The 16,894-nt window shown below is 55.4% G+C and carries 11 protein-coding genes; 10 read left to right on the top strand and 1 reads right to left on the bottom strand.

Annotated features, from left to right (window positions below; genetic code table 11):
- Positions 1-799 precede the first annotated feature (799 nt).
- Positions 800-2,302 carry a hypothetical protein gene (locus BUE18_RS25475; protein WP_139264930.1) on the top strand — a complete coding sequence of 501 codons (1,503 nt, stop codon included), beginning with the start codon at positions 800-802 and terminating at the stop codon, positions 2,300-2,302.
- A gap of 318 nt (positions 2,303-2,620) precedes the next feature.
- Positions 2,621-4,111, top strand: coding sequence for a hypothetical protein (locus BUE18_RS25470; protein ID WP_073478960.1), 1,491 nt, complete (start codon positions 2,621-2,623; stop codon positions 4,109-4,111).
- A 117-nt stretch (positions 4,112-4,228) separates the two neighbouring features.
- Here BUE18_RS25470 and BUE18_RS25465 read toward each other — a convergent pair whose 3' ends face one another.
- Positions 4,229-4,606: a response regulator gene (locus tag BUE18_RS25465; RefSeq protein WP_073478959.1), complete on the bottom strand. Its 378-nt coding sequence runs from the start codon at positions 4,604-4,606 to the stop codon at positions 4,229-4,231.
- A 261-nt stretch (positions 4,607-4,867) separates the two neighbouring features.
- Between BUE18_RS25465 and BUE18_RS25460 the strand changes: the two genes are divergently transcribed.
- The 8 genes from BUE18_RS25460 to BUE18_RS25420 all read left to right on the top strand — a co-directional run bounded on the left by BUE18_RS25460 (position 4,868) and on the right by BUE18_RS25420 (position 16,875).
- Positions 4,868-7,384, top strand: a complete 2,517-nt coding sequence (locus tag BUE18_RS25460) for a pyruvate formate lyase family protein (RefSeq protein ID WP_073478958.1) — start codon at positions 4,868-4,870, stop codon at positions 7,382-7,384.
- Between the two features lie 17 nt (positions 7,385-7,401).
- Entirely contained in the window at positions 7,402-8,355 is a 954-nt protein-coding gene (locus BUE18_RS25455) for a glycyl-radical enzyme activating protein (protein ID WP_073478957.1), read from the top strand.
- A gap of 40 nt (positions 8,356-8,395) precedes the next feature.
- Complete coding sequence (locus BUE18_RS25450) at positions 8,396-9,241, top strand: pyridoxamine 5'-phosphate oxidase family protein (RefSeq protein WP_073478956.1); 846 nt, start codon at positions 8,396-8,398, stop codon at positions 9,239-9,241.
- A 22-nt stretch (positions 9,242-9,263) separates the two neighbouring features.
- Entirely contained in the window at positions 9,264-11,324 is a 2,061-nt protein-coding gene (locus BUE18_RS25445) for a hybrid sensor histidine kinase/response regulator (RefSeq protein ID WP_083611290.1), read from the top strand.
- A gap of 452 nt (positions 11,325-11,776) precedes the next feature.
- A complete protein-coding gene (locus BUE18_RS25435; RefSeq protein ID WP_073478954.1) occupies positions 11,777-12,157 on the top strand; it encodes a DUF4870 domain-containing protein in 381 nt (126 codons plus the stop codon).
- 85 nt (positions 12,158-12,242) lie between these two features.
- The gene (locus tag BUE18_RS25430; protein WP_073478953.1) at positions 12,243-12,836 is read left to right on the top strand and encodes a TetR/AcrR family transcriptional regulator; all 594 of its coding nucleotides are present in this window, start codon (positions 12,243-12,245) and stop codon (positions 12,834-12,836) included.
- 34 nt (positions 12,837-12,870) lie between these two features.
- Complete coding sequence (locus BUE18_RS25425) at positions 12,871-15,108, top strand: molybdopterin-containing oxidoreductase family protein (protein ID WP_073478952.1); 2,238 nt, start codon at positions 12,871-12,873, stop codon at positions 15,106-15,108.
- Positions 15,109-15,237: 129 nt separating this feature from the next.
- On the top strand, positions 15,238-16,875 hold the full coding sequence (locus BUE18_RS25420) for an FmdE family protein (protein WP_073478951.1): 1,638 nt from the start codon (positions 15,238-15,240) through the stop codon (positions 16,873-16,875).
- Positions 16,876-16,894 lie beyond the last annotated feature (19 nt).

The following is a 16,894-nucleotide window of genomic DNA, read 5'->3' as shown; positions in this document are numbered from 1 at the left end:
TTGACCTTGCCGTCCACCCGGTGCGTTTCCCGGAGGTACCAGTAGGTTCTACCTTTAATGATTTTCTTGTATAAATGCGCCATATTGCATTGTGACAAATTAGGTTCTACATGTCAAGGCAAAAAGAAAGTATTCGTTAGAAAAATAACCGGTTGAATCAATGTATTGAAAGATTGGGGATAGGTTCTACAAGGGGGAGGGTTCAACGGATTGATTTTATTAAAAATAGCAGTTCATATTCCATTTAGCTCTGAAAGTCCTGTAAGAGAACGGCGCCCGCAAACAAGAATCTCCCGCGCATGATTAAACTCCCCTAACCAATGCAAAATATAAGGACGAAATGCTTCCCATGAATGGACAAATATAAAGCAAACAGAAAATACTTTGTCAATAAACAGCTGATGACGAATTTTTTTCAATAGAAAAGTCCTATGGATGCAATAACAAAGAGTTTTATGATGTTTATTGATGAATGTTTGTTCACAGCACCATTTACAATTTCATAGTGCAAAAAATTCATTCATCAAAATATAAATTTATTACAGATATAAAATGATATAATAGCTGCATTTTCAAGACACGCATTGTTTCCGTGACGCGGATGCTATCTTATAGGGAGAGTGATCTGGCGACGAATCCAAATTTAAATCTTAAAAGAGTCTTGATTAAATGATTTTATATGATATACAGTGGGGTTATAAATTCTGAAAATACAGTTTGCTCCCACACTGATCCAACAGCTCAAACGGTTTCAATTAACCTAAATTGACTGCACGAGAAGACATCAAGGGGGACCGCCATGAAGAGAACTCTGAAGAATATCCTTACACTTTCACTAATCATAATGCTCGGCATTACAGCAGTTTATGCATTGGACGAGCCGTCCACGGCCATGCTTGCCGTCGGCAACCCGTTTTACAACGGAACGCTCCAGATGGAGGAATTTGTCTATGATATTGACGACGGCCTGGTGGTGAGCGCCACGGCGCAGGCGCCCGTACAAAGCGGGTATTTGTTCGATCCGTCTGCGGATTTAGCCATGGATGAGGATTCCAACCTCCACCGCGCCGTAATCGGAGCTTATTACAATAACCTGATCATGCATGCATTGGGTCCCGGAGAGTACGGCGGGATCAATTGCTACCAGGGAGAGCGCTCGGAAAGCACAAGGATTTTTTGCCCCTATGTCGTCAATACGGATGAGGACGAGACGAACATCGACATCATGAATAAAGGGAACTCCGCCGCGCAGGTATCCGTCACCTATTACAACGAAGGCGGCGTCGCCTTGGGCGCATGGTTCGCTCCGGCGGAGTTGCAGCCGGGAGAGACGATTCGTCCTGACGTGGTCGGGCTGCCGCAAACCACGGCCAGTGCGGTCATAAGCGCCACCCAGCCTTTGGTCGCCTCCGTGGAGATTTTCGGAGACAATCAAAGCATGGCCTACGCCGGGGTGAGCGTCATGGATTCCTATCAGTACGTCCCCAAGCTCAATGACGGGGAGAGCGGCGCATGGGAGTCCACAACCTGGGTTCAAAACGCAGCCGAGGCCGCCCAGGACGTTCTGATGGAGTTTTATTCCCCGGGCGGCAATTTCGTCCAGTCCGAAACCGTTCAAATTGCGCCCGGCGGAGTTTTCGGGTTTGAAACCCCGGCCGGCGCATCCTGCGCATATATCCGAGGCCAAAATGACGTGGCCGCGGTTGTGGTGTGCGCCGGCGACTCCAGTTACTATGCATACAGGGTGCGGGGCGTAAGCTGGCTCCCGCTCATCCCGCTGGTCATGAAAGACGCGGACGGCTGGAACACCAGCATCACCATCCAGAATCCCGACTCCGCGGAATGCGAGGTGTATTGGAGATATACGGATCAAACCGGCGCCCAGGTGGGGAGCGACTCCGCTTCCGTAATCATCCCCCCCGACGGAGCCTATACCTTTAGTGTGGCGGAAGACCAGACGCTCACCAGCACGCAGAGTTTCATGGGTGCGGTAAAAATCTTCGCTTACGAATACCAGAACCCCATAAACTATAAAAACGGCGCCTACACCATTTACGTCCCCATTGCCGTTGTTCATGAAAAGGACGGAAAAAAAGCGGCGGTATCCGTGGGGCCCTACATTGAGGGGGGCAAGGATTTTTCCCAGGCGCAATCCTGGAGCAGTTTGTACGGATTTCCCCTGATTTACCAATACGCCTATGATGTGGAGGAGAATGAGGAGGAAGAAGATCTCCCCGAATATGCCGATCTCAATTGGGGGCTTAGCAACTTTTTCTGCTTTGTGGACTCGCTGAAGAAATAAGGGCTGATTCGGCAGGTCACGCCGGTCCGATCTTACAAAAAACCGCCCTGGAGCGATCATGCTTCAGGGCGGTTTTTTTATTTGCCGCACAAGTAAACCACGAAAGGCATCAAAAACTGGGTGATCCGGAAGGTATTTAACGTATATGCTCTGCTGGGGCCCCTTTATTCATCAAAAAAAGCATCTTTATTTAATGATTTTATTTGATATCTAACAGCATTTATAATAGTGGTGCAGTTCACATCCGCGTTTAATTTGCCTGCCAGGGCGCCTTATCGCGCTAAGAACCAATGATGCACAGTTTAGAAGGGAACCGCCATGAAAAAAAATCTGAAGTACATCCTAACACTCTCCGTAATCGTGATGCTGGGCATTAGCGCAGTCTATGCGTTGGACGCGCCTGCCACGGCCATGCTTGCGGCGAGCAACAATTTCACAAACACAACGGTCCAGGTCAAAGAGTTTGTTTATGACGTGGAGAATCAAGAGGTTCTTTCCCAGGCGACGTCGATAGGCTGGGAAAGGGGATATTTGTTCAACCCCTTCGCCGATCTGGCCCAGGACCCGGACTCCAACCTGCACCGGGCCGTGATCGCGGCTTATTACGGCAACCTGATCATGCATCATCTGGGCGTGGGAGAATCCGGCGGCGCAATTTATTATCAAGGGGAGTATTACGACACCTCAAGGATTTACGTCCCCTGCTTCAAGAACAACGGCAGCGACGTCACCTATCTTGACATCATGAATATCGGCGGCGCCCCGTCCTCTTTCAGCGTTGAGTTTGTGGATGCAGCCGGCCAGGAGATTGCGACCTATCAGTCCATCGAAGACCTGCAGCCGGGGGAGGCTGTCCGTCCGGAGGGAGCCGCCTTGTTCGGAGCGGATGTAACGGGAGCCGTCATCAGCAGCACGGAGCCGCTCATCGCAACAGTGGAGGTTTCCGGGCCAAATCGCAGCATGGTGTATTCCGCCGGGGGAATTAGGGACGCCTTCCTGTTCGCCCCTAAACTGGACGACGGACAGGACGACGGCTGGCTTTCCACCATCTGGGCTCAAAACGCCTCGAACGTGGACCAGGAAATCCAGGTGGACTTTTATAATGAAAGCGGAACGTTGATCCAGTCCGACTCCGCAGTCATCTCCCCAAGCGGCGTGTTTAAAGCCGCAACTCCTGAGGGCGCCGACTGCGCGTATATTGACGGATCCAAATGGATTGCAGCCGCTGTTGTGGGCGAGGAAGCCGGCAGTCTGTATGCCTACCGGGCTCGCGGCGCAGCGAATTCGCCCATGGTCCCCCTTGCCATGAAAGACGCCGGCGGCTGGAACACCAGCATCACCATCCAGAATCCATCCTCAGTGGACTGCGAGGTTTATTGGAGGTATCTGGACCAAGGCGGAAACCGGGTGGGGAACGACTCCAGCTCCGTAGTCATTGCGCCTGACGGAGCCTATACCTTCAGCCTGGAGGACGATCCGACTTTAAGCAACAACCAAAGTTTTCTGGGAGCGGTGAAGATTTTTGCTTACCGAGCCAAGAATTCCGTTAATCGTAAAAGCGCAGCCTCCTCCATATACGTCCCGGTTGTTGTAACCCATGAAAAGGACGGAAAAAAGGCCGCGGTATCCATAGGGCCTCATATGGGCGACAAGGCGTCCAAGGATTTTAACGAGCCGCTGACCTGGGGAAATGTTTACGGCTTCCCGGTAATCTACCAATACGCCTATGAAGTGAAGGAGGAAGAGGACGCCCCGGAGTTTGCCATGGGCGACAGCTTCTTTTGCTTTGTGGACTCGCTGAAGAATTAAGCATGACCCGGCGGATCATCGCCGGCCTGTTTTTTAAATCATAAACCGCCCAGGAGCAACAGCGCTTCGGGGCGGTTTTTTATTTATTGCTGGATTAAGCGATGGAAAAACAAGGAATCAGGCGGAGGGTTGATCCAGGAGGTCCTTGACGGCGGTGAGGATCTTTTCCCGTTCCAGGGGTTTGGCGAAGGTGTGGACGATCCCCATGCGTTGGGGGATGGTCAGGTGGTCTTCGGCTTCCAGAAAGCCGCCGCCGCTCATGGCGATGATCTTCACGCCGGGATACTTCTCGGTAAACTCCTGAATCGTGTCTATCCCGCCTTTTACCGGCATGATGATATCCGTGATGATCATGTCGGCCGGCTCCCGGGCCTGAATCTCCAGAGCCTGAGCGCCGTCCCTGGCCTCGGCCACGGCGTAGCCGGCGGTGGCCAGCATTTTCCGCAGCATTTTTCTAATCTGAGAGTCATCGTCAATAATAAGGATGCGAGACATGAGCGGCCTTTCTTCCTGTGTTTTGGGGTGGAGCATTTAAATTATGCAAATTCCATTCCGAAAACCGGATAAATTCATTGGCCGGACAAAGGCTGCTTGATAGCAGCCCGGCGGCGTGCTATCCTGATCCTTATAGGATCATCCTATTGTCTTTCCCGGACAATTCCCGCAATCCGGACCGGCCTTCCCGGGAAAAAAACCTTTGGTTTGCGGAAGAATTGTCTGTTTTATGCGTCTTTACGGCCTCAAAAGGAGGATGGAATGGCTGGTTCAAACGCCCAAGTCAAGGAACATTCGGTTAAGGAGCCCAAAGGGCTTTCCCCACGCATTGAATGGCTGAGGGACTACTATTTTCAAGGGGCCGAACGGGCCTGGAACAATGAATACACGGCCTGGACCACGGGCGATCCCTGGGACGAAGTTTATGACGAATTAAGTTTTTACATCGTCCCCGAGACCTACGCTTTTATGCAAACTTTTTGCTCCTCCTACCTCCAGGCTGCCCGGAAAGTACCCCTAAGCGGGAATTTTTGGGACTTGAGCCTGCCGGAGAGGCGCGCATGGTTCGTCAAGGAAGTGATGACCAAACATCTGCCCGTGGAAATCCTGCCCGGAGACCTCATCGCCGGAGGCAGATTCAACATTCAGGCTTCCATGTGCCTGGACAAAAAACAGGCCAAAATCCGCAAAAAGCTCGTCCAGGGCAAAAAGGGCAGCCGGGCCGAGATGAAGTGGTTTCACGACCACGGCTACGGCAACGCCGGGGCCACCTCCGGGCATTTGGTGCCCGGCTACGAGGATGTGCTGAAAAAAGGCTGGAAAGGCGTTTACGACGATCTTGCCTCACGCCTTGACGCCCTTGGCCCGGAAAACCAAAATTCGCCCCAGGCCAACCAGTTGAAAGCCATGATGACCGCCGCGACCATGCCCAGGGATCTGGCGGCGCGTTATGCAAGCCTCATCCGGGATATGGAGCAAAAGGAGCCCGACCCGAACCGTAAAGAGGAGCTGGCCCGCATGGCCGCCAACCTGGATCACACGCCCTGGAACCCGCCCCGGGATTTCTGGGAGGCCATCCAGGCCTTGTGGCTAACCCACATGCTGGTATTAAGCGATGAAAACTATCCCGGCCCGGGGGTTTCGTTCGGCCGCGTGGATCAATATCTCCTGCCCTATTGGGAGGCCTCCATGGCGCAGGGCATGGATCGGGAATGGGGCAAGGAAATCCTCAAATGCTTCTGGATTCACGCCAACACGGCTTACGACGCCATGATCCGCACGGGCGCCAACGGCGGGATTACCGCAGGCTACGGCCAGTTGATCACCCTGTCGGGCATGGGGCCGGAAGGAACCGACCTGACCAACGACCTCACATACGTGTTTTTGGAGGTCATCGACGAAATGTCCCCCATCCTGGAGCCCAAGCCCAACGTCCGGCTTCACGCCAACACGCCGGAGGAGCTTTACGACCATATTATCGACATGATCGCCGAAAGCCAGGGCGCGCCCTTTCTTTTGAATTTTGACGAACGCTCCATGGCCGGCATGATGCGGGAGGCGGAAAAAGCCGGGCGCCAGGATCTGATCAACGCATCCAACGTCTGGCAGTACGCTCCCGTGGGCTGCCTGGAAAACACCATGGTGGGCAACGACCGCTCGGGCACGGTGGACATCAACCTGAACTTGCTGAAGGCCGTGGAATTCTCCCTGACGGGCGGCGCCGACCTTTCGCCCTACAAAGATACTGTAATGGGCAAGGAATACGCCATTGACGCCAGCGGAATTCCCACGGGCGACCCTACGGAGTTCACGGTGTTCGAGGAGTTTTTCGCCGCCTTCGCCAAGCAGACCCGGCATATCATCAAAAAGGCCATGGACTTGTACGAGACCAGCGAAAGCGTCCGGGCGGCCTACCATCCCACGCCTTACTTGTCGTGCCTGGTCAAAGGCTGCGCCGAAAAAGGCAGGGACGTCACCCAGGGCGGGGCCGAACTGAGCTTCGTGACCATCGAAGCCGTGACCTTCGCCACCACCGTGGACTCGCTGCTGGCGGTCAAATATCTTGTCTTTGACGAAAAAATCTGCACCATGGCCGAGTTGATCCAGGCATTGAAGGACAACTGGGAGGGCCACGACATCCTCATGGCCCGGGCCAAGTTCAAAGCGCCCAAATACGGCCGGGACGACGACGAAGCCGACGAAATGGCCAGCAAGGTCATGGATTTGTGGACCGAGGAAACCTGGAAGCACAAAACACAATCCACAGGCAGGCAGGCCAGGCCGGGCATGCTCTCCTGGAACTACTGGGTGGGCGACGGCTACATCCTGCATGCCAGCCCGGACGGCAGGCCCAAAGGGCAGTTTTTGTCCAACGCCATCTGCCCCACCAACGGCGCGGACATCAACGGCCCCACGTCCAACGCCAATTCCGTGGGCAAGGCCCTGGGCGGCCGCAAGCCGGGCAAAGGCGATTTCGGCGATTACTTGAACAGCCTGCCCAACGGCGCCAGCCACACCATCACCTTCAACCCCTCCATCCTGGCGGATCCGCTGCACAAGGAAAAATTCAAGGCCTATTTAAAAGGCTATGTGCAAAACGGAGGCACAGCCCTCCAGATCAACATGCTGGACGCGGACATGCTGCGCGACGCCCAGAAAAACCCGGCCGACTACCGCCATCTTCTGGTGCGCATAACCGGCTACAACGCCTATTTTACAAGCATCGGCAAGGAGCTGCAGGACGAGGTGATTGCCAGATTGTCGCACGAAGGCCTTTAGCCGGATCGGAGGGGGGGATGCAGGGCAGGATTTTTTCCATTCAACGGATGTCAACCGAAGACGGTCCGGGAATCCGGACCACGGTGTTTTTAAAAGGATGCAGCCTAAGCTGCACATGGTGCCACAACCCGGAAAGCATTTCCGCCCTGCCCCAGGTGCAATGGATCGGGTCCCGATGCATCGGGTGCCGATCCTGCGTGGAGGTTTGCCCTCACAACGCCCTGGAATTGACCCCAAAGGGCATGCAAATAGACCGGGGCTTGTGCGAAGGATGCGGCGGATGCGTGGACGAATGCCCCTCCACGGCCATGGAAATGCTGGGGGAGGACAGAACCCTGGAAGACCTGGCCGCGGAGTTGGAAAAGGACCGGGCTTATTTTGAAAGCTCCGGCGGCGGGGTGACCATCTCGGGCGGAGAGCCCGCGCTCCAGGCGGATTTTGCTGTGTCTTTGTTGCGGATTTGTCAGGAAAAAGGCCTGCACACGGCCCTGGACACCTGCGGCATGGTCAAGCCTGCGGCCTTGGAAAGCATTCTGCCTTTCGCCACTATGGTGCTTTTTGACGTCAAATTTGCAGATAGTTCTCTACACAAACAGTTTACCGGCGCGCCCAACGAGCAGATTCTAAAAAACCTTGGGCTTATCGCTGAATATATGCAAGGGCATGAAAATCCACAGGAATTGTGGATCCGCACGCCCCTGATACCGGGCGCTACGGCCGCAAAAGAAAATATCGTGAATATTGGCAGGTTTCTTGCTAACAATTTAAGACAGGCCTTTTCCCGCTGGGAGTTGTGCGCATTCAACAATCTTTGCAAGGACAAGTATACGCGTCTTGGCAAAGAATGGGACTTTGCGGAAATTCCCCTTATGACGCAGGAGCAAGTGAGCGCCCTGGAGTCGGCGGCCAAGGAATCCGGAGTCAATCCGGAAATCGTGTTCGCCACAGGGGCGACCCGGTCCGGGGAGTAATTGGCGACCCACGGAAAAAGACCAGTTTTTGGGAGAAGACATGGAATCAAGCGATTTTTTTAATGAAGCGGATATCGCCGCTCTGGAGCCGGAAACCAAAATCGGATTGTTGGCCACCGTCAACCCGGAAGGCCTGCCTCACGTCACGTTGATCACTTCTTTGCAGGCGGGAGGGCCGAAAAAGGTCATGTTCGGCCAGTTTGCCCAGGGGTTGAGTAAAATCCACGTAAAGTCCAACCCGCGCACGGCCTTTTTGGTCCTGACCCTGGACCGGAAAATCCGCACGGGCAAGGCGTTGTGGAAGGAATCCAAAACCTCGGGGCCGGAATTCGAGATGTTCAACGAAAAGCCCATGTTCCGGTATAACGCCTATTTCGGCATCCACACGGTGCATTATCTGGATCTGGTGGAAAAGCAGGGCCCCGTGGGTCTGCCTTTATTGCGTCTGGGAGCGGCCATGGCCGCCACACGCCTGACCGGCAAGTCGGGCGCGGCCTCCAAGGAAAAAGGCGCGCTGAAGCCCTGGGGGCAAAAACTTTTTAACCGCCTGGACGCCATGAAATTCATCTCCTGGGTCGGCGAGGACGGTTTCCCCGTGATCGTTCCCGCCCTGCAATGCACGGCGCCTTCGGACAGCCGGCTTGTATTTTCGCCCCTGGCCTACTCCTCCCAATTGAAATCCCTGGAAAAAGGCCAAAACGCCGCCGTGTTCGGTTTGACCATGAAAATGGAGGACATTTTGGTGCGCGGCTTCTTCCGGGGTTATTTTCGTAAACGGGGAATGACAATCGGCATGATGGATATTAACTGGGTTTACAATTCCATGCCGCCCGTGGCCGGGCAAATCTATCCTGAACCGGAATTGAAGCCTGTAACGGAGTTCTGATCGACCGCTTCGGAGATCATGAATGAATACGGAAAATGACAATCAGCAGCCCATGAACTTCCTCCAAATGCTGCGTAAAGCCGAAGAGGACAAAAAATCCGGGGACATTACTCCGGAATACGCCCAGTGGCTCATGGAAACCGAAGGACATCTTCGCGCCTTCATGACCAACGCCAAAAATTTCGCCGTGTACAGGCTGGTTCGGGACGATAACAGCCCCTACGGCGTGGAAGTGGTTTTTGTCAGTCCGTCCATGAAAGACATCCTGGGAGTGGAAGACCCCACCCAGGTGCATTTGTGGTTTGAAAAAGCCCACCCGGACGACTTTGAGCGCATCATCCGGGCCAATATGGAGGCTTTTCAAACCCTGAAACTGGATGAAACCATCCGGTATTATCACGCCCCCACCGAACAATGGCGCTGGATCCAGGTTCTGGGGACCGGAAGCCAGGACGCCGAAGGCGAGGCTATGTACGCCAACGGCATTATCATCGACGTCACTGAGCAGAAAAAAGCGGAGCAGGCCCATAAGGAAAGCGAAGAAAAATACCGGGATCTGGTGGAGAGCATCAATGACGTGCTTTTCGCCCTGGACCGGGAGGGGCTATGCACCTATATGAGCCCTGTCGTGAAAAGCGTTTTGGGCGTGGACCCGGATGACCTCATCGGCAAGTATCTCCATGAATTCATGCCCGAGCATCAAAAAACGGCGTATTTGGAGAATATGGCCAAGCTGGACGCCGGCCATAATCTTAGCTCCGAGTATGAAATTATCGGCCCGGACGGACAATCCCACTGGATACGCACCTCAAGCCGCCCCACCGAGGTGGACGGCAAGGTGACCGGAATACGAGGAACGTTCCGGGACATCACGGATTACGTCAGGGCCCAGCAGGACAAAAAGCGCCTGGAGGAACAGCTGGAGCATTCCCAAAAGCTGGAGGCCATCGGCACCCTGGCCGGCGGAATCGCTCATAATCTCAACAATGTTTTGTATCCCATCGTGGGATATACGGAAATGGCCATCGAGGACATTCCCGAAGACAGCCCGGCCCACGAAAGCCTGCAGGAAGTGCTGTATGCGGCGGACAGAGCCAGGGAACTGGTGTACCAGATCCTGACCTACTCCCGCCGCTCTGAGGAAAAGCTGGAGGCCCTGGACCTGAATCCCATTATGAAGGAGGTCATCAAGCTCATTTCCGCAGCCGTGCCCTCCACCATCAAGGTGGAGCAAAGCCTGGCCCCGAACATCCCCGCCATCCTGGCGGACTCAGCCCAAATCCACCATGTGGTCATGAACTTGTGCACCAACGCCTATCACTCCATGCGGGACACGGGAGGAATCCTGGACATCACCCTGGGCTTCATGGATATAAAGCAAGGCCAGGATGCGCCCGTCCCCAACATGCCGCCCGGAGGCTATGTCAAAATCAGCGTTTCGGACCAGGGCCAAGGAATAGACGAAGAGATACGGGACAGAATATTCGAGCCTTACTTCACCACCAAGGGAGTGGGGGAAGGCACCGGCATGGGGCTCGCCCTCGTCCACGCCATCGTCACCAAAATGAACGGGTTCATCAACGTCACCAGCGTTCCGGGAAGAGGCTCCACCTTTGACCTGTATTTTCCCTCCACGGACAAGGCGCCGGTCATATCCATCCCGGAATTCCACGGGCCGGCCCCCAGAGGCGGAGAACGCATCCTCCTGGTGGAAGACGACCAGCAGATTCTTCGCATGACCCAACAAATGCTGGAGCGCCAGGGATACCGGGTGGATCCCTACGACAGCGGCATAGATGCTTTGGAAGCCTTTTACAAAAACCCGAAAGATTACGATCTTGTCATCACGGACATGACCATGCCCCTCATGACGGGAGACCAACTGGCCGTGGAAATCATGCAAAAAAGCCCGGACACGCCGGTCATTCTGTGCACGGGGTTTTCCGAGCATATCTCCCAGGAGCAGGCCGAAGCCCTGGGGGTGGCCGCCTTCCTCATGAAGCCCATGGCGCGCAACCGGGTCGCCGGCATCGTCAGACGGGTTCTGGATAAAGCCCAAAAGAAAAAGGATCAGGTTTTATAAGGCTTGGTTGCATTTCTGGCACAATGATGGCATTCTTGCGCACCTGCTATGAAGCGGGATCTAATGCCAAGTTGCCATCATCAGAGTCGTTATTGTACTCATTTTCCAGGCTTCAAGTTTGACTTTGGCGGAATTTCAGGATGACACTGGGTCCCCGTTTCCGGGAGTGCGTCATGATGATTGCATAAAAGCCGCAATCATCCCGGCGCCTCCCTGCACGGGGATGACGGAGTGCGGCGGTTTTATCCGCCGAAGAAGTTAGAAAGATGGCCTTGCATCCTCCAAGAAGGCGGCAAGCGCCCTGTGGAATTCGTCGGCCTCAAAAGTCGTCATCCCGGCAAGGGCGATCCTGCTTTTCAGGATCACCCGCAAGCCGGGACCCAGCGTCATTGTGGACTTGCCTTGGAATTGAATTGCTTGCTTGAAGGCAGTTTGAAAAAAAGGAACGCAGCATGCAAATAGAACAAGCGCCCCATGAGAGCCAAACTCCGGACCAGAACGCCTGCCGCTGGGCGGCCCTTTGCCATATAGGAGGCCTGCTGGGTTTGCTGGTTCTTCCATCCATCGGCAACATCCTGGTTCCCCTGGTGCTTTGGCTGATAAAAAAGGAATCCCATCCCTTTATCGACCAGGAAGGCAAGGAGGCCTTGAACTTCCAGATTTGCACCACCATCTACACCTGGGTGACCGGCCTGCTCTGTTTTGTGCTGATAGGCTTTGTCATCGCGCCTGTGCTGGCTATCTTCGTGCTGGTGGTCTGCATCATCGCCACGGTGAAAGCCGCCGACGGCGTCGGCTACAAGTATCCTCTGACCATCCGGTTTATCAAGTAGCGCATTCCGCCGTCCCAGGCGTTTTTCCAAGGGGCCGGGGCGATTTTCCTTGACATGAGACGACCGGTCTACTAATATCGCCCCCATGAAAAACGAAACCAAAGAAAAAATCCTCCAACACGGCGCCAAACTCGTCTACAAAAAAGGTTTCAACCATACCGGCATCGGCGAAATCCTCAAGGCCGCCAAGGTCCCCAAGGGATCCTTCTACCATTACTTCCCCAGCAAGGAGGATTTCGGCCTGGAGCTTCTGGACTATATGGCCGTGTGGGCCGCGTCCGTGGGCATCGCCGCCATGTACGACAAATCTTTTTCTCCGCTGGAGCGGTTGAAAAACTTTTTCCAGGCTTATGAAGACAACTTTGAGCGCATGAACTACACGGGCGGCTGCCCGGTGGGCAACCTGTGCCTGGAGATGAGCGACCAGAGCGACCCGTTCCGGGAAAAGCTGGAAAACATTCTGGAGCAAATGCGCCGGGGCGTCGCCAAGGTATTGGAAGAGGCGGTCAAGGCCCGGGAGGTCCCGGAGGATCTGTCCGTGGAGGCCACGGCGCATTTTATCATCAGCGCGTGGCAGGGGACTCTGCTCCAGACCAAGGTCATGAAAAACGGCGAATCCATTCAAGTATTTAAACGTATTGTGTTTGAGCAGCTTCTGCAAAACAAGCAACCGCTGTAAAACCGATAACCACGTTTTTTTAAGGAGGGCGATCATGGGTAAGTGGCATAAATCGGGATGCGTGCTTTGCGCGCAAAACTGCGGACTGGAATTGCTGGTGGAAGACGGCAAAATCGTCAAGTCCAGGCCGGACAAGGACAATCCCCGGAGCCAGGGCTACGCCTGCCGCAAGGGATTGAACGTGCGTTATCATCAGTACCCGAAAGATCGCCTGACCGAGCCGTTAAAAAAGGTGAACGGCAAGTTCGAGCCCATTTCGTGGGACCAGGCAATCAGCGAAATCGCGGAAAAGATGCAGGCCATTCACAAGGAGCACGGTCCAAGAGCTTTGGCTTACATGGGCGGCAGCGCCCAGGGCGGGCACCTGGAAGCCACCTTCGGCCTGACCTGGCTGAGGAATCTTGGGTCCAGGTATTATTATTCCTCGGCCGGGCAGGAGTTCTCCGACTCGTGGTGGCTGTTCGGGCGCATGCTGGGCAAGCAGTATAACCTCGCCGCCCCGGATGAACATGCAGCAGAAGTTTTGATCGCCTGGGGTTGGAACGGCATGATGAGCCACCAGATGCCCCAGGCCCGGAAAACCCTGCGGGCCATATCCAAAGACCCGGACAAAATGCTCATTGCGGTGGATCCCCGCAAGAGCGAAACCGCGGCCGTCGCCAACATGCACGTGGCGGTGCGGCCCGGGGCGGACGCCTTGCTTCTTAAAGCCATGATCGCCATTATCGTGGAAAAGGGCTGGGAGAAGACCGAATACATCCAGGCCAATGTGGAAGGCTGGGACGGGATCAAGCCCTGGTTTGAGGGATTTGACTACAAAGCCGCCATAGAAGCCTGCGAACTGGATATTGATCAGGTTATGGAATTCTGCCGCATCCTGGCGGCTAAAAAGTGGTGCGTGCACCCGGACCTGGGCCTGTACATGGGCCGCAAAGGCGTTTACAGCCTGTACCTGCTCAATATCCTGGCCGCCATTTGCGGACGGTTCGGGGTGCGGGGCGGAAACGTCATTCCCGGATTTGTGGTTCCCATGGGATTTCATGCGGATGAGCGGGATCCCAAAACCTGGCGCACCATGGCTACGGACATGCCGCCGGCCGCAGCGGGCTCCTTTCCTCCGGCCGTCATGCCCGAGGAGATTCTCTCGGATCATCCTCAAAAACTGCGCGCCGTTTACGTGAGCGCCGTCAATCCGCTCCGGTCCTACCCGGACTCCCAGGCTTATGAAGAGGCTTTCAACAAGGTGGATTTGCTGGTGGTCAACGACATCGCCATGACCGAAACAGCCCGGCTGGCGGACTACGTGCTGCCCTGCCGGACCTTTTACGAGTCCTGTGACGGCACGTTTTTCCCCAATAATTTCCCGGAGGTCTTTTTCCAGATTCGCAAGCCAATTGTGGAGCCCCCTCCCCTTTGCCGGGAATCCTCCCAGATTACGACCATGCTGGCTGACAAGATGGGCCTGATCCCGGAGATTCCCGACGAATTGCACGAAGCCGCCAAGGGAGACCGCCTGACCTTCGGCGCCAAGCTCATGGAGTTCGCGGGGGCGAATCCCGACGCCATGAAGGTCATGCCCTTTGTGCTGGCCAAAACCTTGGGCGAGGAATGGGACTCCGCAGCTTTGGCCGCCATCTGGGGGTTGTTCATGACCGCGCCCAAGGCCTTCAGAAAAAACGCCGCCCGGGCCGGTTTTGAGCCGGGCCTGGACATGGGAGACCGGATCTTCCAGGCATTGATGGATAATCCTCAGGGCCTTTGGGTGGGCAAGGTGGACCCGGACGAAAATTTGAGCCTGATCAAGACTCCTTCGGGCAAGGTGGAGGTGTTCGTCCCGGAACTGGAGGAAGGCGTCAAAGCCCTGGACGCGCAATCCGAGGCCCAGGACATGATCATGCCCAAGAGCTTTCCGCTGATTCTCCACGCGGGAAGGCACATGGATTACAACGCCAACACGCTCATGCGCAATCCCGATTGGAACAAAGGCAAACGGGCCTGCACCGTGGCCGTGCACCCCGGCCAGGCGGAGGCGCTGGGCCTGAAGGACGGCCAGCAGGTGGAAGTGTTCACCGAAGCGGGTTCGGCCAAAGGGGAGTTGCAGATAAGCGACCAGATTCGCCAGGGCACGGTGTTGATCCCCCACGGCTTCGGCCTGCAGTACGGGGACGAAGCATACGGCCTGAATGTAAATCATTTGACTAAAAACACCCATCGCAGTACCTTGGGCACCCCCATTCACCGGTTTGTGCCGTGCAGGGTGGAAGCAGTCTAAACAATCGCCGGCTTAAAACGCGATTTATTCGGGAGAAGGGCAAGCTCTTCTCCCGTCCGATTCCCGTCGCGCAAGCCGTGGCATCAACGCCGAACAACTGGGACTCCCACAATTAATTCAGGAAGTTTGATGAAAACAATTTGCGGCAACACGTACGAACATTATTTGGATATGGTGAAAAATTTCCACGGCCACCTGGCGCCGGGAATGCTCATAGGCGGCTTTATGGTGGACGCCGCCGTCAACAACCTCCCTGAAGGGGAATTTTTTGACGCCGTTTGCGAAACCAGGGCGTGCCTGCCGGACGCCATCCAGCTTTTGACGCCGTGCACCATCGGCAACGGCTGGCTTAAAATCCTCAACATGGGCCTTTTTGCTTTGACCATGTTCGAGAAATTCGACGGCGAAGGGATTCGGGTTTATGTGGACCCGCCCAAGCTGGACGCCTGGCCCGAGGTGAAATCGTGGTTTTTCAAGCTAAAGCCTAAAAAGGAACAGGATTTCGACCTGCTCTTGGAACAGATTTACGACGCCGGCGCCGGTTTTTGTTCTTTAGCCAAAGTCCGGATGAAGCCCTCGTACCTGGAGCACAAAAGGCGCAAGGGATTTGACATCTGCAGGCAATGCGGCGAAGCCTACCCCTGGGAGGACGGCAGCCTGTGTTTGTCGTGCCAGGGGCAAACCCCATACCTAACCGCGGCCAAGGCGCCTGAACCGTCCATGCCCCCCGCCCCGGACTTGACGGCCGTGAATGTAGAAGACTCCGAAGGCATGCACGCCCTGCATGATATGACCCGGATCATTCCCGGCGAGGAAAAAGGCCCGCTCTACAAAAAAGGACAGCAGCTCAAAGGCGCGGACGTGTGCCGTTTGCAGAAAATGGGGCGCACCCGGGTGTATACGGCCGAAAATAATAATCCCGGCGCCGAGTGGGTCCATGAAGACGAAGCCGCCCTGGCTTTCGCCAAGGCCATGGCCGGCGACGGCGCAGCTTTTACGGATACCCCCCGGGAAGGCAAGGCGGAAATCATCGCGGACCGGGACGGCCTGTTGACCGTGGACGTCCCTGCCCTGGAGGCGTTCAACTCCGTCCTGGGCGTGGCCTGCGCGGGCCGCCATTCCTGCACCGTGGTTAAAAAGGGCGACAAACTGGCCGGAACCCGGGCCCTGCCACTGTATCTGCACAGACAGTATTTCAATCAGGCCATGGACGGGCTGGTGCACAGACCCGTGTATCAGGTGCATCCCATGCGGGAGGCCAAAGCCGGGGTGCTGGTGACGGGCACCGAGGTTTTTCAGGGCCTGGTGCAGGATAAATTCACGCCCATCATCCAAAAAAAGGTGGAGCATTACGGAAGCAAGGTCATTTGCTCGGACATCGTGGCCGACGATCGGGAAGCTATCAGCGCTTGCGCCAAAAAATTCGTGGAGGCGGGCGTGGATCTTTTGGTGACCACCGCGGGCCTTTCCGTGGACCCAGACGACGTCACCCGCCTGGGCCTGACGGACGCCGGCGCCGAAAACCTGCTGTACGGCGCCCCCATCCTCCCGGGAAACATGACCCTTTTGGCCAACATGGGCGAAACCCAGGTCATCGGCGTGCCGGCCTGCGCTTTGTTCCACGAACGCACCAGCTTCGACCTTTTACTGCCAAGGCTTTTGGCGAACCTGGAAATCACCCGCAAGGATCTCGCCCAAATGGGCCACGGCGCTTTTTGTCTTGACTGCAAAACATGCATCTACCCCAGATGCGGTTTCGGCAAATAACCCCCATAAAAAGAGGAGA

This window comes from Desulfatibacillum alkenivorans DSM 16219 (assembly GCF_900142135.1).
In the GTDB taxonomy this organism is placed as follows: domain Bacteria; phylum Desulfobacterota; class Desulfobacteria; order Desulfobacterales; family Desulfatibacillaceae; genus Desulfatibacillum; species Desulfatibacillum alkenivorans.
The sequence above is the reverse complement of the archived record's forward strand: the minus strand, read 5'-3'. Positions and strand labels throughout refer to the sequence as shown.